This is a genomic window from Nocardia sp. NPDC004340 (assembly GCF_053602575.1).
Window position 1 is genome coordinate 51841 of record NZ_JBSGDW010000007.1, and the last position, 18466, is coordinate 70306.

At 67.6% G+C, this 18466-nt stretch carries 18 protein-coding genes; 3 read left to right on the plus strand and 15 right to left on the minus strand.

Annotated elements, in window-relative coordinates:
- Nucleotides 1–80 precede the first annotated feature (80 nt).
- Together rpmB and tnpB are read right to left on the minus strand one after the other, a co-directional pair.
- On the minus strand, nucleotides 81–272 hold the full coding sequence (gene rpmB, locus ACWEOI_RS25675; RefSeq protein WP_011210730.1) for a 50S ribosomal protein L28: 192 nt from the start codon (nucleotides 270–272) through the stop codon (nucleotides 81–83).
- Between the two features lie 195 nt (nucleotides 273–467).
- Entirely contained in the window at nucleotides 468–1907 is a 1440-nt protein-coding gene (gene tnpB / locus ACWEOI_RS25680) for an IS607 family element RNA-guided endonuclease TnpB (protein ID WP_379101727.1), read from the minus strand.
- A gap of 224 nt (nucleotides 1908–2131) precedes the next feature.
- Here tnpB and ACWEOI_RS25685 point away from each other — a divergent pair, with 224 nt between their 5' ends.
- On the plus strand, nucleotides 2132–4030 hold the full coding sequence (locus ACWEOI_RS25685; RefSeq protein WP_452361258.1) for a DAK2 domain-containing protein: 1899 nt from the start codon (nucleotides 2132–2134) through the stop codon (nucleotides 4028–4030).
- Complete coding sequence (recG, locus tag ACWEOI_RS25690) at nucleotides 4031–6298, plus strand: ATP-dependent DNA helicase RecG (protein ID WP_433671935.1); 2268 nt, start codon at nucleotides 4031–4033, stop codon at nucleotides 6296–6298. It abuts the gene before it with no gap.
- 4 nt (nucleotides 6299–6302) lie between these two features.
- Here the strand turns inward: recG and ACWEOI_RS25695 are convergent, their stop codons facing one another.
- The 8 genes from ACWEOI_RS25695 to ACWEOI_RS25730 form a co-directional block, all read right to left on the minus strand.
- Nucleotides 6303–7019 carry a hypothetical protein gene (locus tag ACWEOI_RS25695; protein WP_452361259.1) on the minus strand — a complete coding sequence of 239 codons (717 nt, stop codon included), beginning with the start codon at nucleotides 7017–7019 and terminating at the stop codon, nucleotides 6303–6305.
- A 48-nt stretch (nucleotides 7020–7067) separates the two neighbouring features.
- Nucleotides 7068–7289, minus strand: coding sequence for a DUF397 domain-containing protein (locus ACWEOI_RS25700; protein WP_357097547.1), 222 nt, complete (start codon nucleotides 7287–7289; stop codon nucleotides 7068–7070).
- A gap of 251 nt (nucleotides 7290–7540) precedes the next feature.
- Complete coding sequence (locus tag ACWEOI_RS25705) at nucleotides 7541–7912, minus strand: hypothetical protein (RefSeq protein WP_357097545.1); 372 nt, start codon at nucleotides 7910–7912, stop codon at nucleotides 7541–7543.
- Nucleotides 7913–7935: 23 nt separating this feature from the next.
- Entirely contained in the window at nucleotides 7936–8379 is a 444-nt protein-coding gene (locus ACWEOI_RS25710; RefSeq protein WP_452361260.1) for a roadblock/LC7 domain-containing protein, read from the minus strand.
- Nucleotides 8380–8474: 95 nt separating this feature from the next.
- Entirely contained in the window at nucleotides 8475–9320 is an 846-nt protein-coding gene (locus tag ACWEOI_RS25715) for a hypothetical protein (protein WP_452361261.1), read from the minus strand.
- Nucleotides 9310–9702, minus strand: coding sequence for a hypothetical protein (locus tag ACWEOI_RS25720; protein WP_357097539.1), 393 nt, complete (start codon nucleotides 9700–9702; stop codon nucleotides 9310–9312). Before ACWEOI_RS25720 ends, ACWEOI_RS25715 begins: the two co-directional genes overlap by 11 nt.
- A 236-nt stretch (nucleotides 9703–9938) precedes the next feature.
- Nucleotides 9939–11360, minus strand: coding sequence for a short-chain fatty acyl-CoA regulator family protein (locus tag ACWEOI_RS25725; RefSeq protein ID WP_433671939.1), 1422 nt, complete (start codon nucleotides 11358–11360; stop codon nucleotides 9939–9941).
- Between the two features lie 217 nt (nucleotides 11361–11577).
- Nucleotides 11578–12792, minus strand: coding sequence for a DUF445 domain-containing protein (locus ACWEOI_RS25730; RefSeq protein ID WP_433671940.1), 1215 nt, complete (start codon nucleotides 12790–12792; stop codon nucleotides 11578–11580).
- Between the two features lie 107 nt (nucleotides 12793–12899).
- On the opposite strand from ACWEOI_RS25730, the gene ACWEOI_RS25735 reads away from it, so the two are divergent.
- A complete protein-coding gene (locus tag ACWEOI_RS25735) occupies nucleotides 12900–13811 on the plus strand; it encodes a helix-turn-helix domain-containing protein (protein ID WP_433671941.1) in 912 nt (303 codons plus the stop codon).
- Between the two features lie 18 nt (nucleotides 13812–13829).
- Here ACWEOI_RS25735 and ACWEOI_RS25740 read toward each other — a convergent pair whose 3' ends face one another.
- From ACWEOI_RS25740 to ACWEOI_RS25760, 5 genes are all read right to left on the minus strand, one after another.
- The gene (locus ACWEOI_RS25740) at nucleotides 13830–14276 is read right to left on the minus strand and encodes a hypothetical protein (RefSeq protein ID WP_452361262.1); all 447 of its coding nucleotides are present in this window, start codon (nucleotides 14274–14276) and stop codon (nucleotides 13830–13832) included.
- Between the two features lie 103 nt (nucleotides 14277–14379).
- Complete coding sequence (locus ACWEOI_RS25745; protein ID WP_452361263.1) at nucleotides 14380–15375, minus strand: DUF6973 domain-containing protein; 996 nt, start codon at nucleotides 15373–15375, stop codon at nucleotides 14380–14382.
- A 298-nt stretch (nucleotides 15376–15673) separates the two neighbouring features.
- On the minus strand, nucleotides 15674–16024 hold the full coding sequence (locus tag ACWEOI_RS25750) for a YbaB/EbfC family nucleoid-associated protein (RefSeq protein ID WP_452361264.1): 351 nt from the start codon (nucleotides 16022–16024) through the stop codon (nucleotides 15674–15676).
- 192 nt (nucleotides 16025–16216) lie between these two features.
- Nucleotides 16217–16756 carry a hypothetical protein gene (locus ACWEOI_RS25755; protein WP_452361265.1) on the minus strand — a complete coding sequence of 180 codons (540 nt, stop codon included), beginning with the start codon at nucleotides 16754–16756 and terminating at the stop codon, nucleotides 16217–16219.
- 146 nt (nucleotides 16757–16902) lie between these two features.
- Nucleotides 16903–18414 (minus strand): serine/threonine-protein kinase, encoded by a 1512-nt coding sequence (locus ACWEOI_RS25760; protein ID WP_452361266.1) that lies wholly within the window; start codon nucleotides 18412–18414, stop codon nucleotides 16903–16905.
- Between the last annotated feature and the right edge of the window lie 52 nt (nucleotides 18415–18466).

The window sequence follows — 18466 nt, forward strand, 5'->3', positions numbered from 1 at the left end:
CACCCTGTCTCGTCCCCGGAACGACAAAAGCCCCGGTTCACCCATTCTGGGTGCCGGGGCTTCCGACGAAAAGCGCTTTATCAGCCGCGAACGACCTTGCCCGCCTTCAGGCAGGAGGTGCAGACGTTCATGCGGCGGGTGTTGCCGGGGGCAACCTGGGCGCGCACGGTCTGGATGTTCGGGTTCCAGCGACGGTTGGTGCGCCGGTGCGAGTGCGAAACCGACTTACCGAAGCCGGGGCCCTTGGCGCAGACGTCACAGACGGCAGCCATAGTCGCGAGCTCCTTCATGTCATAGAGGGACCCGCTGCACGACGTACAGCGTGTCCGAAAGCCTAATGTCTTGGACCGTACCTACCGGCTGAGAGCCGGTGAACGCATGCCGATACCTGAGCGAGCAGGACCGTGCCTGCGTGAGGCAACCGCCCAAGAGTAGCCAACCCGTCCCGGGCGTGTCCAATCAGCCGTTCACGGAATGTGCAGTTCCGGTCCGTGACCTGCCCGATTGCTCGAGCAGGGTTGACCCGCAACCACAGTCTCGGGTCTTCCCGTGGCAATACCACTGCCCGGCGAACCGGGTCTGACATGGTTTCCATCGGGCAAGTTTTCCGTCCCGCCGCAACTCTGCGAGGACGCCAACACCGCTAAATTCCGGGCGGCGTTGAGATCGCGGTCCAGTATCAGCCCGCATTGATCACAGATGAACACCCGCTCCGACAGGTCCAGTTTGGCTTTCACCGCACCACACGAGGGGGACGAACACTTTTTCGAACTCGGGAAGAACCGATCCGCCACCAACAGGCGACCACCATGGCGGAGGGTCTTGTAGCTGAGTTGGCGACGAAACTCACCGAACCCGGCATCAGCGATATGTGTGGCCAGGCACCGATTCTTCAGCATCCCCGCCACATTCAAATCCTCCACAACGATGTTGCCGAACCGGGCCGCGAGCGCGGTGGTGAGTTTGTGCAGGCCGTCACGGCGCATCGCAGCGACCCGCGTCTCGAGCCCGGCCACCTTCGCATTCGCCTTGCACCACCGTCGTGACGGTGGCACCCCACGGCGGTGGTCGGGCCCTCGGCGGCGGGCACGAGCACGAGCCAGACGCCGCCGAGCCCGCTGCACCCGCTGATAGTGGCGTGGATTGAGCACCCGCCCTTCAGTATCGGTCACCCCCGGCACCGGTTGGGAGACAACCGCGAGGGCTTTCACCCCGACATCCGTCCCTACCCGCGCATCGGGCCGGACCGGCGGCCGGTCACGGCGCTGCACGTGGACGGTGAACGACACCCACCAGCGGCCACCCCGCCGAGAGATGATCATCGACCCGATCCGGGCGGTCCCGTTCACCAACCGCCGCGCGAGTTTGCGGGTCGATTCCCCGGTCCGCACCAACCCGATGCGCGGAATCTTCACCCGGCGACACCCCTCGGCGAGGCCGTAGGACCCGGTGGTCACAGTGAACGCGGCCCGCGATTGCTTTCTCTTCCAGCGCGGCAGTCCCATCCGTGGCCCGGCGCGGACACCACGCTTGGAGGCGGTGTAGTTCGCGAACGCGGTGGCGAGTTGGGCGAGTCCGCTCGCGTAAGCCTCCTTGCTGTTCTCTATCCACCAGGGTGCGACCCGGTCCTTGTCGGCGTTCCACGCCTTGCGCAAGCTGTAGGCGGACGTGCTGACCCGGGGGGTGAGATGTTCGGCCGCGATCCCGTAGCTGGTTTCTGCGGCACGTTGGTCCCAGTTGGCGAGGACGTGCCGCAGGCCCCAGTTGTAGGCGAAACGGGCTGCCCCGCAATGGGACCGCAACAACTGTTCCTGATCGCTGGTCGGTTCCAACGCGAACCGGTAGGCCTGCACCGTCGGCTCCGACACCACCTCTGGTGACGCGGTCTCGGGCCCGGTTTCGCTCACGTGTTCGAGGCTAGGTAATTCCTCGGCGACACGGCAAACCCCAACCAGTCGACACGCCACACCGATTCGCCCGGTGACGGCACGAAATTTCGCAGAACACACAAATTAGCCCAAATCGCCCAGCAGCTCGAATCCCTGGCATCAGGTTCGTATGCGGTGTGCGAATGTCAGGCGAGGGTGCGGTGTCGGTTGCCCCGACTAGGCTGGCGAGGGGATTTCACGACGTGAGCGGAAGGACGGTGACGGTGCCCGGGGTAGCGGACGCGCTCGACGGTACGGCCCTGTTGAACTGGGGTCGCCACACCCTCACCGCCCTGGAACGCCACCGGGACGAGATCAACGCCCTCAATGTCTTCCCCGTCGCCGACTCCGACACCGGCACCAACCTGTTGAGCACCATGCGGGCGGCAGTCGGCGGGGCCGAAGCCGCGGCCCGGTCGGGCGCTGCCGCCCCGACGGGCGACTCCGACCTATCGGTCCGGGGCGCCGCCGACCTATCGGCCCGGGACATCGCGGCCGCCATGGCGCGGGCGGCGACCGTCGGGGCCCGCGGAAACTCCGGGATCATCCTGTCGCAGGTATTGCGCGGCATCGCGGACGCGGTCGCCGAGGGGCCGCTGACCGAGCGGGCGTTGCGGGTCGCGCTGCGGCAGGCGGCGCGGCTGGTGCGGGAGGCGTTGAGCTCGCCGGTCGAGGGGACCATGCTCACCGTGCTGGACCGGGCCGCCGAACGCGCCGCCGATACCACCGAGCGGGATCTGCTGGGGGTGGCGCTGGCGGCGGCGGACGGGGCGGTCAAGGCGCTCGGGGAGACGCCGACCCAATTGGGTGTGCTGGGCGAGGCCGGGGTGGTCGACGCGGGAGCGCGCGGATTGCTCGTGCTGTTGGACGAATTGGTGGTGTCCGCCGGGGGCAGCGCGCCCGCGCGCCCGGTGTACCGGCGGGGCGCGCCCGAAGGGCGGCCGTCCCGGATCCCGGACCGCGAGGCGCGGAGTACGGAACCCGCGTCCTGGACGGGCGTGAACGGTTCCGGGTCCTCGGCATCACCGAGCCGTTCCGAGTTCTCGGCGGCGGAGGACGAGTACGGCCTCGGTGCGGCCGGTCCGGACGGCGATCACGTCGATCATCCGGCAGCCGCGCACGCCTCCGGCGTATCCGCATCGAATTCCATTGCGGCGGTACTCAATTCGGGTGCGCATGCGCTGCGCTCCGCGGTCGGCGGTGGTGTCCCGCACTACGAGGTGATGTTCCTGGTGCGCGGGACCGAGGAGCAGCGCATCGGCGAGCTGCGGGATCGGCTGGGAGCGCTGGGGGATTCGGTCGTGGTCGTGGGCGACGGCGCGGAAACCTGGTCCGCGCACGTGCATTGCGGGGACGCGGGCGCGGCGGTCGAGGCCGGGCTGGCGGCGGGGGCGTTGAGCGGGATCCGGATCGAGGTGCTCGACGATTCCGGGCACAGGCCGGCGGGAAGGGTCGATCGCGCGATCCTGGCGGTGGCGTCGGGGGTCGGGGCGGTGCGCTTGTTCGAGGACGCGGGGGCGGTCGTGATCGAGGGGGCCGTCACCTCGGAGGTTCTGCTCGAGGCGATCCGGCGCATCCCGCATCGGGAGGTGCTGGTGTTGCCCAACGGGGCCCTGCCCGCGCACGAGCTGGTCGCGGTGAGTGTGGCGGCGCGCGACGGGCAGCGCGAGGTGTTGATGCTGCCGTGCGGGTCCATGGTGCAGGGCCTGGCGGCGCTGTCGATGCACGATGCCGGACGGGCCGCGGCCGACGACGCGTTCGCCATGTCGGAGGCGGCGGCCGGAACCCGGTGGGGTGCGCTGCGGGTCGCGCCGGAGCGCGCGCTGACCATGGTGGGGATGTGCGCGGCGGGCGACGGGCTCGGATTGGTCGGCCACGATGTGGTGGTCATCGATTCCGATGTGCGGGCCGCCGGTCGCACGCTGCTTGACCGAATGCTGGGACTGGGCGGGGAATTGGTGACCATGCTCCTGGGCGGCGATGCGCCCGAAGGGCTTTCCGACGACTTGACCGCGCATGTGGCGGCCGGCTTCCCGGGTGTGGAAGTGGTGGTGTACCCGGGCGGTCAGGCCGGTGACCTGGTGCAGATCGGGGTGGAATAGATGGCGACGCTGGCTGATCGGCTCGATCACGTGCTCGGGGTGAAGGCGGCGGAATCGCTGCAGGAGCACTTCGACATGCAGACCGTCGAGGATCTGCTGCGGCACTATCCGCTGCGCTATGCCACCCAGGGGCAGCCGCTCACCGAGGAGCAGCCGGAGGAGGGCCAGCACATCACCGTGATGGGCCGGGTCACCAAGACCGATCTGCGCCCGATGAAGAATCGTCGCGGCAGCCTGCTCAAGGTGAACCTGGACACCGGCGGCCCGCGCCCGGTGGAGATCACCTTCTTCAATGGTGACAAGGTCCGCTATCTGGTGAAAGACGGTGTGCGGGCGATGATGTCGGGCACCGTGCACTGGTGGCGGCCGGACCGCTGGAACCTCTCGCACCCCGACTATCTGATCCTGCCCGAGCAGGGCGAGTCGATCGAGAACCTCACCTCGGTGCGCGGCGGCGGCGCGCTGCGCGGGCTGGCGCAGACCGCGAAAGGCGCCGGGGGAGTGGATGTCTCGTTCTTCGAGCGCGAGTTCATCCCGGTCTATCCGTCGACGGCGAAGGTGCAGAGCTGGGATCTGCTGCGCTGCATCCGGCAGGTGCTCGATCAGCTGGACCCGATCGACGACCCGCTCCCGGAATCGCTGCGCACCGAGCATTCGCTGCTGCCGGTGTCGGACGCGCTGCGCCTGATCCACCTACCCGAGCACAAGGCCGATATCGAGGCCGCCCGCGGCCGGCTGCGGTTCGACGAGGCGATGGCCCTGCAGCTGGTGCTGGCCGAGCGCCGCCATCAGACCGAGGGCCGCACCGCCAAGCCGTGCCCGCCGCGCACCGACGGCATCGCCGCCGCCTTCGACAAGCGGCTGCCGTTCGAGCTGACCGAGGGCCAGCGCACGGTCATCGACGAGATCTCCGCGGACCTGTCGCGTCCGCACCCCATGCACCGGCTCTTGCAGGGTGAGGTGGGTTCGGGCAAGACCATCGTGGCCCTGCACGCCATGCTGCAGGCGGTGGACAACGGTCAGCAGTGCGCGCTGCTCGCCCCCACGGAAGTCCTTGCCGCCCAGCATTATCGGTCGCTGTCGAAGATGCTCGGCGATCTGGGCACGGCGGGGGAGCTGGGCGCGGACGAGAACGCCACCAAGATCGTGCTGGTGACCGGTTCCATGTCGGCGGGCCAGAAGAAGGCCGCCCTGCTGGACGCGGTGACCGGTGACGCCGGTCTGGTGATCGGCACCCACGCCCTGATCCAGGACAATGTGGAGTTCTTCGACCTGGGCATGGTGGTGGTCGACGAACAGCACCGGTTCGGCGTGGAGCAGCGGGATGCCCTGCGCGCCAAGGCGAAAGGCGCGGCGAGCCCGCACCTGCTGGTGATGACCGCGACCCCGATTCCGCGCACCATCGCCATGACCACCCTGGGTGATCTGGAGACCTCGGTGCTGACCCAGCTGCCGCGTGGCCGGTCGCCGATCACCTCGAAAGTCGTTCCCGCCAAGGTGAAACCGGCGTGGGTGGATCGCGCGTGGGAGCGCATCCACGAAGAGGTGTCGCAGGGGCGGCAGGCGTACGTGGTGTGCTCGCGCATCGGCGACGAGGAGGAGAACGGGAAGGGCAAGGGCCGCAAGGCGAAAGCCGAGGAGGAGAAGGAAGGACCCACCACCCATTCCGCCGTCGACATGTACGAGATGCTCGGGGCGGGCCCGTTCAAGGATCTCCGCGTGGGCCTGTTGCACGGCCGGCTGCCCGCGGACGAGAAGGACCGCGTCATGCGGGATTTCAACGACGCCGAGATCGATGTGCTGGTCTGCACCACGGTGGTCGAGGTCGGTGTCGACGTCCCGAACGCCACCGTCATGGTGATCGTGGACGCGGACCGATTCGGCGTCAGCCAGTTGCATCAGCTGCGCGGCCGGGTCGGTCGTGGCAAGCACGCGGGCTTGTGCCTGCTGATCACCGAGACCAATCCGATGGGGACGGCCATGGCCCGGCTGGAGGCGGTCGCGGGCACCACCGACGGTTTCGAACTCGCGGTCCTGGATCTCAAACAGCGTCGCGAGGGTGACGTGCTCGGGTCGGCCCAGTCCGGAACCGCCCGCAGCCTGCGCCTGCTGTCGCTGCTCGACGACCTCGAAGTCATCACCGCCGCACAGGAAGTGGCGCGCGAGATCGTGTCCTCGGATCCGGGCCTGAAGAACCATCCGGGTCTGGCGGGCATGATGCGCGCGGCGGTGGACGGCGAACGTCTGGAGTATCTGGCCAAGTCCTGACGGACTATTCGGCGGTGGCGTCGTCGGGGGCCAGCCCGGCGAGTTCGCGCCACCGCGCCATCTCCTCCTCGTGCGAGCCGGACAGGGTGGCCTCGGTGACGTCCACCGCGGCGGCGTCGTCACTGTCGCCGTCGCGGGTGAGCAGCATCAGCGGCCAGCTCGGTTCGTCGGTGGCGGCGGGGCCGAACGGCTGCCAGTCCCAGGGTCCGCCGAAGCGCCAGGCGCGGCCGGAGGAGTCGGCGACCTCGTCGCCCGGTTCGAGGAAAGCGTAGGGGCGGAATCGCAATTCGACGGTCCGGGGGATGCCGTCGTCGGGATCGAACACCGGTTCCTGATCGGTTGCTCCGGGCTCGTCGGCGAGTCCGGCACGCAGGTAGGCGATCTCCCGGCGCGGCCGGGGCAACCGGCCGGTGGCGCGCGGCGGTTCGTGCTCGCGCAGCCCGGTCACGCGCACCAGGGTCGGCGGAATCCCGACCCGGCACGGCGCGTCGGCGGCGAGTTCGCCGTCGGCGGGCCGGATTCGGAACAGTTCGTGTTCCCAGCCGGGTGCGCCGGGGCCGGTCGGCACCGTGACGACGCCGTTCCAGCCGTCGCCGTCGGGATCGTCGGCCCACCAGGGCCATTCGACGCGGACCTGGTCCGCCGTCAGCTCGGTGACCCGTGCCGCGGTGAACGGACAGGACAGCTCGAGGATGTCACCGACCCGGTATTCGAACGCCACAGCCACCGAACCTAACCCGTTCGTGGCGTGGACGTCCCATTCGCCGGGCTAAACGGCGGCGGGGAATTCGTCGGCCTTGACGCCCTCGATGAAGGATTCCCACTCGCGCACGGTGAAGAGCAGCACCGCGCCGTTGCTACCCTCCTTGCTGTGGGCGACCACGATGCCGCGGCCGGGCCAGTAGCCGACCTGCACGCAGCTGCCGTTGGCACCGCCGACGGTGCTGGTCCGCATCTGCAGTCCGTCCGGCAGATCTGCCTTGGTAGTCATGAGCGGGTTCCCTTCGTCCTTTCACAGTCGGGTTCGGACGCGAGGCGAAGAAGAGCAGCCGGGGTCCTCGATGCGGGACAACGCCGTCTGGCATCGGCTGACGCGGTTCACACTACCGGCTCGGTGCTGGAAGTGTGCCCGGTATCGGCTGTCAAAATGGTGACCCGTCATGGGGATTCACAATGGTGTTCGCCCGTACGGGGATTCGGCGAATTCGCCCGTACGGGCACCCGGGTTCGGCGCGGAACAGGTCACACCTCGAGGTCTTCCTCGATGCCCTTGAGGCGGTGGCGCGCCATGGCCAGGTTGGCCCGGGCGCGGTCGAGCGCCAGATACAGGAACAGGCCCTTGGATTTCCGTCCGGTCATCGGCCTGATGATGTGATACTGGCTGCTCAGGGTGATGAGGACGTCCTCGATCTCCTCCTTGATGGCGAGCTGGTCGATGGTGCGCATCTTGGCCCGCACCACCTCGGTGTTGCCCGCGGCGGCGACCTGGAGATCCAGCGCCTTGGAGCTGCCGAGCATGCCGAGCGCCATGCCGCTGTTGTAGTCGACCACGGCCGCGCCGATCGCGCCGTCGATCACCATCATGTCCTTCAGTGCGATATCCATGTTGGACATGGGGTTTCCTTTCAATCGGTGTTTCACTTGGGGTTCGAAGTCTGTGTTCCGGGCGGCAGCGCGGCGGCGGGATCGGCGTCGCCGGTGACGGCCGCGAGATGGTCGGCGATGGCCCGGGCGGTGGGCCGCGATTCCAGGTGCACGCGGCCGATATTCGTGCCGGGCCCGGCGAGAACGGTGAGCGAGGCGGTCCAGCCCACGGCGTAGATGACGACGTCGCCGCTCTCGCCGTGCACCACCACCTCGTGGAAGCCGCCGCCGTGTGCGGTCGACGCGAGCCGGTGCGAGAGCGAGAGCTGTGCGGCGGTGAGCGCCGCCATGCCCGCCGGCTCGATGTGCGCGGGCAGATCGTGTGCGATGAGCAGCCCGTCGGTGGACGCCACCAGCGTGCCGGTCAACTGCGGCACCCGGTCCCGCAGCGCCTTCAGCTCCCTGAGTACCTGCGTGTTCGGTTCTGGGCCGGACATCGCCACTTTGGTCAACCTTCCTATCAATTCGCCGAGCCGCCTTCGCCGCGCGGTCACGCGAGCTCCTCCAAGGCCGCCTCCCTATCCGTTCGCGGTCATGCCAGTTCCTCCAGTGCCGCCCGTAGCCGGATGAGGACGTCCCGGTCGGGCGGTTCCCAGCGGTCGGGGACGGCGACCGCCGCGGCCTGCCGCACCCGGCGGCGCAGCGGCGGGGCGGAATTCGTTGCCGCCGCGGAGTTCTCGTCCGGGCCGGCGGATCGTTCGGCCGGTGGCCGGTCCGGCTCGATGGCGGCGCCGATGTGGTCGGCCAGGGCCACCATGACCGGCGCCTCGATCAGCCCCGCCGCGGTGAGTTCGCGCACCGCGAGCAGGCAGCCGTAGGTGGTGCGGCCCAGATCCTCGGCGAGCCCGGTGATGCTGCGGCGGGCGTCGACCGCGGCGAGCACCTCGGCCTGGCCGCCGGTGAGCACCACCCGCCGTCGCTGCACCCGTCGTACCGGGACCACGGCGACGCGATCCACAAGCTCCACCGGCCATACGCCGGCGGTCGGGTCGCCGCGGCGGGCGCATTCGTGGATCAGCGCGCCCGGGGTGATCCGGCAGGCGTGGGCCAGCCAGTGCGCCGGCCCTTCCCGGAACTCCACCCGGGCGGGTGCGGCCAGCAGCAGGTAGGCGGCGTCGAAGACCGACAGCAGCGCAAGGGTTTCCAGCCGCGGGCCGGTCGGTAGCTGGTCGGGGGTTCCGGACCGGGCGCGGCGCCAGCCCTCGGCGTCGGTGAGCCCGGCGGTTATCGCCAGGCGATCGAGTCCGGTGGTGCGCCGGCAATCGGCGGCCACGATCGCGCCCTCGACGAGATGAAATGCGCCATCGCCCACGGTGAGCACGCCGGTGCCGCGTTGCTGTTCCAGTCGCCGCAGTTCGATGACGAGTTCACTGTCCATGATCATCCTCGGAGAATTCGGCGAGAATAATCCGCAGCTGGTATCGGGCCATGGCGAGATTTCCGGTGTCGCCGTCGAAGAGAACGTGCACGAAAAGCCGTCCGTCGAAATCGCCGTCGATCAAATTCAGCAGGTGATATCCGCCGGTTCCGCACACGATGATCTCGGTGATGTCGTCGCCGGGGCGGCCGGTGGCCATGGCCGGGGAGGTGAGCACCGAGCGCACGACATCGGTTGCGGCAGCTGCGTCTTCGTGTTGATCGACGACGTCGTGGCGACCGGCGGCGGCGATGGCCAGCCCGCTCGCGCCGTCCACGAGGGTGACGCTGCACGCACCGGGAATGTCCATGATGCGTTTGAGGCATCCGTCGATACCGATCACTGCCGCCCACCGCTTGTTCCGAGAAATCTTCGAGCGAATCCAGACGCTACACAGGATGCGCGGGAGATGGGGAGCAAACGCCGGATTAATCCGGGTAACTCATGATTTTCCAGGTGCGCGATCAAGAATACTAGACAGTATTAATACCTTTCGGTATTTGATGCAATCGGGCGAAATGGATATCCAAAATGGATGAGGGCAAGCATGATGCAAGCCCCACTTCCGGCTCACCGGCCTCAGTGGGGCAGACGGGGGTACGGCAGATCCGAACTGGTGTGCTCGTCGATCGCCAGCGGCCGCCCGATCTGCGGGAAGGCGCGCTGGGCGCAGGACGGGCGCTCGCACACCTTGCAGCCCGCTCCGATGGGTATCGCCGCGGCGGGATCCTCGATCTCCAGGCCGCGTGAATAGACCAGGCGGTCCGCGTATTCGATATCGCAGCCCAGTCCGATGGCGAATTCGCCTCCGGCGCCGCCGAACCCGCTCGGCGTGGGCGCGGTGGTGCGGGCCACCCACAGGTAGCGCCGCCCGTCGGGCATGGACGCCACCTGCGACAGCATCCGGCCGGGCTGGTCGAACGCCTCGTGCACCACCCACAGCGGGCAGCTGCCGCCCACCCGGGAGAAGTGGAAGGCGGTGGCGGACTGGCGTTTCGAGATATTGCCCGCCCGGTCGCTGCGGATCAGGAAGAACGGCACCCCGCGCTGCCCCTGGCGTTGCAGCGTGGCCAGGCGGTGGCAGACGGTCTCGAATCCGACCTCGAAGCGCAGGCCCAGCAGGTCGATGTCGTAGTGCAGTTCCTCGGCCGAGCGCAGGAACTTGCCGTAGGGCAGGATCAGCGCGCCCGCGAAGTAGTTGGCCAGCCCGATCCGGGCCAGTGTGCGGGATTCGCCGCTGAGGGCGGGGTTTTCGTCGAGCACCTCGTCGAGCAGGGCGCCGTGCAGCAGGAAGGCCAGGGTGGCGGCGATCTGGAAGGCGCGCTGGCCGGGCCGCAGCCGGCGGGCCAGGGTGAGGGTGCGGGTCTCGGGTTCGTAGTGGCGCTTGGGGATGTTCGGGTCGGCCCCGTCGCCGCGGACCAGGACGGTGACGCCCGCGCGTTCCTCGGCCACCCGCGCCAGCTGGCGGTCGAGCGAGCCGATGGTCAGCCCGCTCTCCTCGAACAGCCGCTCGGCGGCCAGATCCAGCTGGGCGATGTGATTGTGGTGGTCGTAGAAGAAGTCGCGCACGTCCTCGTAGGGCATCGCGACGCCGGGTGTGCCGGCGGGGGTGGCCACCTTGGAGGACAGAAGATCCAGCTGGTCGGTCGCGGCCCGTAGTCGGCGATGCATGGCCACAACGATTTTCGCGACCTCGGGCATGCGGGTGGCCAGATCCTCGACCTCGGCCACCGGCGCGGCATTGCCGCCCGCGGCCTCCACCAGGATCTCGTGCAGGTCCGAGACCAGTCGCGCGTCGGAGTCCGCGGCGAAGAACTGCACGTCCAGGTCGAAGGTGGAATTCAGTTTGAGCAGCACGGGAATCGTGAGCGGTCGCTGATCACGCTCGAGCTGGTTGAGGTAGCTGGGCGACAGGTCCAGGGATTTGGCCAAGGCCGCCTGGGTCATCCGCCGTTCCTCGCGCAACCGCCGTAGTCGGGCCCCCGCATACATCTTGCGCACGTGGGGGATGCTACCGATTCGGCTTCGCAAACATCGCAATTTGAGGAGACTCGCGGTGATTTCGCAGACACTGCGTGGTACTTCACCGTGCCGTCCAGCATGCGTAGCATGCGAATTCGAGACTACCGGCGGTTTTACGCGCGAGTGCCCATCGTACGACCAACGCCACGCCGACGGGCTGGAACGGCGGTCGGAATGTGCCCCGAAATCGGCGGGCTCACCCCAGAATCAGGTGAACCTGGAGTTCGCCGACCAGGAATCCGAGCACCGCGCCGATCGCGACCAGCTTCCACTCGTCCTGTTTGAAGGCGGGTCGCAGCAGGCCCTCGTACTCGTCGTCGGACAACTGCTTGGTCTTCTCGATGACCAGACTGCGGACATCGAGGGCCTCGATGGCGTGCTGGTCGAACCCGGAGTGGGCGGCGGCCTTGACGTGGTCGAGGACGAAGGTGACCGCGTCGCGTTCGATGGCGGTGTAGCTGTCGCCGGCGACCATCATGACCAGCGGGCGGGCCGGGCCGGTCTGTAGTTCCAGGAACTCGCTGACGTGGCGGCTCAGCAGGGATGCCAACCGGTCGGCTCGTTCGCCATTGAGGACGGCCTCGAGAATGCGTGCGGGGGTGAGGATCTCGGTGGCGATCAGGTCGCCGTAGTCGGTGCAGACCTGCTCGCGGCGCTTGTGGAACAGGCCCTGCCATTTGAACGGGCCGATACCGACCGGACGGATCGGGCGGAAGATCATCTGCAGCGCCAGCCAGTCGGTGAGCAGGCCGGTGAAACCGCCGAACGCGGGCATGAGCAACGGATTGTGCGTCAGCGACCAGGTGAACATCTGCACGAAACCCAGCACGGTGCCGAAGATCAGCCCGGAGCGCACGATGAAGCGCAGCTCGTTGTTGCCGACCCGGCGCACCATCTCCACCAGCAGCGACTTGTCGTCGACCAGGGCGTTGATGGCCATGCCGCGCAGGTCCATCACCTGGTCGATATTGGTGCGCAGGTCGAAGACGATGTCCTCGATCAATTGCGGCAGATCTCGTTGCGCGCGTTCGATGATGGCGCGTTGCGCGGACTCGGGCATGTTCACCCACAGCCGCGGCTGATGCTTCATCATCATGGCGCGCACCATGTAGTCGACGCCCGCGTCGAGGGGTTCGCGCAGGCGCGTGGTGAGTTCGCCGATGTCGATGCGGGCGATGATGTCCTGCGGATCGATCAGCTTGCCGAACATGAGGTCCACCGCGATGGTGGCCATGCGCGGCGCGGAGCGGGGGATGACGCCCTGCCAGCCCAGCCACGGCGGGATGCCCTTGAACTCGAGCGGTTTCATGAGCATCTGCACGGCGACGATTTTGGTCACCCAGCCGATGAGCGCCGCGACGAGCGGGATGGAACAGTACAGCAGCCAGTGGTCGGCGAAATCCGCGATCACGACCCGCTCGGCCCCTGTGCCCTGGTTGCCATGCCCTGCTCCTCGATGCGACTATTCGTACCCAGCCGTACGGCTATTTGTGCCGCGGCTCAGGCTAGGAGACCGTGGTGCCCACAGGCAAGACCGAGAGTTCGCCCCCCACCCAGCGTGTGGTGGCCATCGTGGAACTGCTCGCCGCCCAACGCGACTCGCTCACCGCCGCCGAGATCGCCGACACCCTCGGCCTGAACCGCTCCACCGCGGGCTCCATCCTGGCCGCCCTGGCCGACCGCGGCTGGGTCCGCCGCCTCCCCGACCTCAGCTACGAACTGGGCGGCCGCCTCGCCGCCATCGGTGCCCGCGCCGCCGCGAGCCGTCACGATCGTGCCTGGTTGGAGCGCGAATTGGAGGAACTGGCTGACCGCGTGAATTGCGGTGCCGCCCTCACCGCGCTCAGCGGCGGCCACCTCAAATTCGTCGCGGTCACCCGCGACCGCCTCACCGTCGGCATGGAATCCGGCGTCCGCATCCCCCTCCTGGCTCCCGCCGGCGCCGCGATCATCGCCCACACCGGCAAGGCCCGCCAACGCGACTGGCTCGACACCCGCGGCACCGAACGACGTGACGAATATCGCGCCGTCCTCGACACCCTCCGCACCGCCGGCTACTGCGCCTGGCGCCTGGAACCCGACAGCCTCCCCGGCCTCCGAGTCCTCTCCGACGTGGCCACCCACCTGGCCGAACACCCCGGCGACAAGGACCTCCGCGGCCGAGTCCTGGCCCAGCTGGCCACTTTCGGCGGCAGCGCCTACGACCAGCCCACCTTCGACTCCGACGCCACCCTCCCCCTCAGCTACATGAGCGCCCCCGTCTTCGACGACAGCGGCCACGCCGTCATGGAACTCCAGATCGGCCCCCTCCGCCCCGACGTCACACGCCAAGAACGCCGCCACTACCTCGCCGAACTCTCCGCCGCCGCCCGCCGCATCGGCGACGGCCTCGAATCCATCCCCTCCCGAACCCACCGATTGCCTTCCTGAACCGCTGGGGCGCGCGGACTACGGCGTCGGGAGCAGGTATCCGTTGCCGGTGCGAGCCATCACGGTGTCGGGCACCAGGACCTCGCGACCGCCCATCTTCAACTGAAGCTTGTCCCCGTACCAGCGCACAGCGTGAACGAACTCCGCCCCGCCGACGCCGTCGTCCTTGGTGAAGATGTAGTAGCCGGACGGCGGTCCCTCACTCGCATTTCCATTCCCGGCCCCGCTGCGCCCGGTCCCCTGCCAGCAGTGCCCGGTCGTGTGAGCCCGCTGGTTGATCTGCTCATCCGTGGAACCCGCCCGCACCTCGGTCAGACGATCCCAGTCATCGGCCCAACCGGCCGACCGGGTGATGTCGATCATCGCCACCGGTTGCCCATCCCGCCCGGCTCCCGCGAGCGCCGCATCGAAACGCCCGCCCGCCTCAGTCTGTTTCGTCGCCTCGACACCGAGCTGATGAGTCACCGTGCACGTCGCCTGCGGAGAACTCCGCGTCTCCGCGCCCCCACATGCCACCGCCAAGGGAAGCGCCACGGCCAGTAGTCCTATGGTTTTCGCCTTCACCGGATCACTTCACCCCCGGCAGTGGAATCTCCGCGCCCGCGGGCGATGTAGTCCGATCCGCCGGGATATTGCTCCAGGCGATCTGCGGTGTTTGTCCGTTTCTGCCGTCGATGACTACCATCTCGCCCCGATCGATCGCGTTTTCGATTTTGATCCTCAACTCCTCTGGCGACGCATCCATATTGGCCAGGCCGATATCCCGGCCCATCTTGTTGTTGTAGATGTCCATAGCCTCTCGGTGGACCGGATTTCCGCCCGATCGTTCGTGGGCATTGGTGAACTTCTCGGTCCACTCCGATCCGAACTCCTGCGTCAGGAGCGCGTTCCAATACGCGTGGCGTAGTGCATCTCCCTGGCCGTCGGCTTCGGTGTCCGGGTTCTGACCTTCCCACTTGGACTGTTCGCCCGCATCCTTGGCCATCTGCTTGATGTCATTGAATTTGTTCAGACCGAGCAGGCCGTGGCTGAGTACCAGCTCGTCGAGCAGGTCCTTCTCTTCCATGGTCATCACGGTCGGCTCGAATTCCGGATTGGCGAGCCGAATCGCGTCGAGTAGGGCTCCGTCCGGGTACAGCTGCACGGGCTGATCCGTTGCCTTCACCTGGTTGGTCTTGAGGATCTCGGCGAGCTTCGGATCCAATGGGACGTTCCGATTGCCGAGTTCGATCTTGACCGGGTCGGCGACCCGTTCTACCAGGAGAGCAACTTCGGCCTGGGCGATCTGATCAATATCCTTGAGGCTCGCCAGTGCATCTTTGAGCTCGCCACTGAGCGAATTCTGATCGGAAGTCTTCTGGAGCACGGCGGACGGATTCCAGGGGTACTGCTTCGCTGTCTCCCAATTCGATTTGTACGAGAAGACATTGCCGTTCTGCTGATAGAAGAAGTCCCACTTGGATTTCTTGATGCGCTCGACGACATCGCGGATGTCCTCGATCTTGTTCTTCATGGAATCCAGTGCTGGAGCGACGATGTCGGCCATCGCCGTATAGATGCCCACCGTTTGCTTCCATCTGATCGAACACGTCAGCATCCTGCCGAGCCTTGTCGGCGAAACCGGTAAGCCTCCCGGCGTGGAGCTTCAACACCTCGTCCAGCGCCTTCAGGGTCTCTTCGACACGAACCGCGGTCTGTGATTCCGGCATCCCGACCGCACCTTCCAAACCTCGCGCCCATACCCGGCTGTGCCCCGCGACAGGCGCGTACCCGCCGAGATCGGTGCCGCACTGCGCGACGACATTGGCCAAGGCTCGAATCTTCCCGGTATCAACGGGGATTGTCATGGGAGTCCTCGGCGATCACGTGTAGAGGTTGGACGACAGGCGGTACGGCTGGCCGTTCTCGTCGTCGGACCATTCGGGTTCCGGCCGGACCGGGGCGGTTGCTTTCGTCTCCTCCCGAACAATGTCCTGATAGACCTTGTTCGCTTGTGTTTCCGCATCCAACCGCGCCAAACGGTACTGTCTGACGATTTCCGCTTCGAGCCGTTCGGTGCCTTCGCTGACCGCATGCGGGGACAACTTGATCTGAGTGATCTGCCCCCACGCGTCCACCTCGATCGCCATGGTGCGGTCTTCGGCCCGCGCTCGCGCCCTCGCCTCCCCGATCGCTTTGTCGATCTTCGCGGCTCGTGCGCCCCCCTCGTCCACGTTGCTGCCCCTACCCTTCATTCAGCTGAATCGTCGGCCAGGCGACCTCCCCCCGGCTGAATCGCAACTCTACCGAACGATTTCATGGCGTCAGTGGGGCGCGCGAACGATGGCGTGCCCGGCGGGCGGACCTTGGAACACCTCGGCGGCTACGCCGCGCAGTGCCGGTAGCGGCGCTGTCGGTGCGTGGCGCTATTGGAGTTCGCGGGTGGTGGCGATCAAGAAGGTGATGGTGTCGCGGACTTTGGCGTCGGTCATCTTGAGGGGGACCGAGCTGGTGGCGGCGATCTTGTCGTCGATCGCGATCATGCCTTCCCAGGTGCCGATGCGGGTGAGGAAGGAGTCGTCGGCGGAGCGCCAGACTTCTTCGTCGAAGCCGTCGAGGCGGTGGTAGCGGCCGCCCTCGGGGTCGGTGTGGTCTGGTTTGCGCATATTGCGGAGGGTCAGCCAGGCCACGTAGGGGGCTCGGGGCTTCAGGTTGAGGTAGCAGGAGCCGTTCATGCCGATGGTGGCGTTGATGGTGCCCTGGCTGAGTTCGGCTACCTGGGCTTCGGGGACGCCCAGGGTGGTGTGGAAGAAGTCGAGCATGCGGGTGCACACGTCACGGTTGGAGTGGGCGGAAGGCGTTGAGCCGGGGTCGGATTGGGAGGCCGGGGACGAACCGCAACCCGTCAGCGCGAATACGACTGCGACCAGCAGGTATCGGAGGATCCCCCACCGTCTTCCGAGCACCACGACCTCCTGTTCGGGGCGGAGCGTAACAGGATGGCGGGGGCCCGCCAACCGGAGTGGCGCAGTTGCGCCTGGACGCCCAACGCTGCGTGAGACGCGGATCACGCTGGCGCGCAGTGACTTCCGGGAAGCGGTATGGAGAGGGGTCAGAGCACCTTGGCGATGGCGGGGACGATCTTCGCTATCGCGACATCCGTGGAATTCGGGGTCCAGGTCTGGAAGGCCTGGGCGGTGGCCGGGTCGTCGACGATGACCAGGCGGGCGTGGGTGAGGCTGGAGGACAGGAAGGAACTCGGCAGGCCACGCAGGCCGCCATTGCCCGCCTGCTTGTCGGTGCGCACGATGATGACCAGGTCGACGTCGGGGACCGTCTCGCCGGACGCGGACAACGGGCGCGGGGACGTCTCGTCGGGCTTGGCGCGGAAGTCGGTGGCGTAGCGGAAGCCGATGTCCTGCAGGAACTTCGCCTGCTCGCTCGAATCCAGGTCGACGGACAGCGAACTGTCGCCGAGGTTGTAGGCGGCCACCGTCTTGTTGAGGAACGACGGATGCGCGGCGCGGACCTGGGCCGGGGAATCACTGGGTGTGGAGGTGGTCTGAGTGACGGTGTCGCCGCCGGAATCCTGGTGTGTGGCCAGGTAGACCGCGGTGCCGGAAACACCCAGCAGCGCAACGGCCGCCGCCACCGCGAGGGCGCGCCAGCGGGTGGTGCGGGAGCCGCGGGTCCCCGAGTGGATCGGCTGTGGCCGGGTGATCCGCTCGGTCGGCCGCTCGCTCTCGACGATCGGCGGCGCGGAGGGCATCCGGCCCTGCAAGGCGAGCGCGGCGTCCTCGGTGAAGTCCCGGCAGGTGGCGTAGCGGTCGTCGGGATCCTTGGCCAGCACCTTCGCGATCACCGCGTCCAGCGCGGGCGGCAGATCGGCGCGCAGCGTGCCCAGCGCGGGCGGCGGATCCTGGAGGTGACCCAGCGTCGCCTGGGCGATGGAATTCACCGGGAACGGCGTGCGCCCGGTGAGCAGCTTCACGAAAGCGCAGCCGAGACTGTAGATATCGCCGCGATGATCCAGCGGCCCGGCGACCAGCCGTTCGGGGGCCGCGTAGGCGAGGGTCGCCATCATGGCGTCGGTGGCGGTGAGTTCGCGGCCGTCGGTCACCGACTTGGCGACGCCGAAGTCGGTGAGCAGCACCCGTTCCTCGCCCGGATGCGCGTCCTCGTCGCGGGAGAGCAGGAAGTTGGCGGGCTTCACATCCCGGTGCAGCAGCCCGCGCCGATGCGCGTAATCCAGGGCCTTGCCCACCTCGGTGACGATGCGCAACGCCCGCTGCGGCGTCATCCCCTCGGGATGCTGTTTCAACTCCACGGAGGCGTCGGTGCCGGGGACGTACTGCATCGCGATCCACAGCCGCCCGTCCTCCTCACCGCGCGCGTACACCGTCACGATGTTCGGATGATCCATTTCCGCAGCGAGATTCGCCTCGCGCGCGAACCGCGCCCGATACACCTCGTCGTGAGATAGGTCGTTGCTGAGCACCTTCAGTGCGTCGAGCCGCCCCGGAAACATGGGATCCTGCACCAGATAGACGGTCCCCATCCCGCCACTGCCCAGCACCCGGATTATCCGATGTCCGCCCACAACAGTGCCGGGCCGCAACGGCATTCGCATCCTCCTAGCGCGCGGCCGGGATTCCGGCCTTGTCGAATGTAGCAAC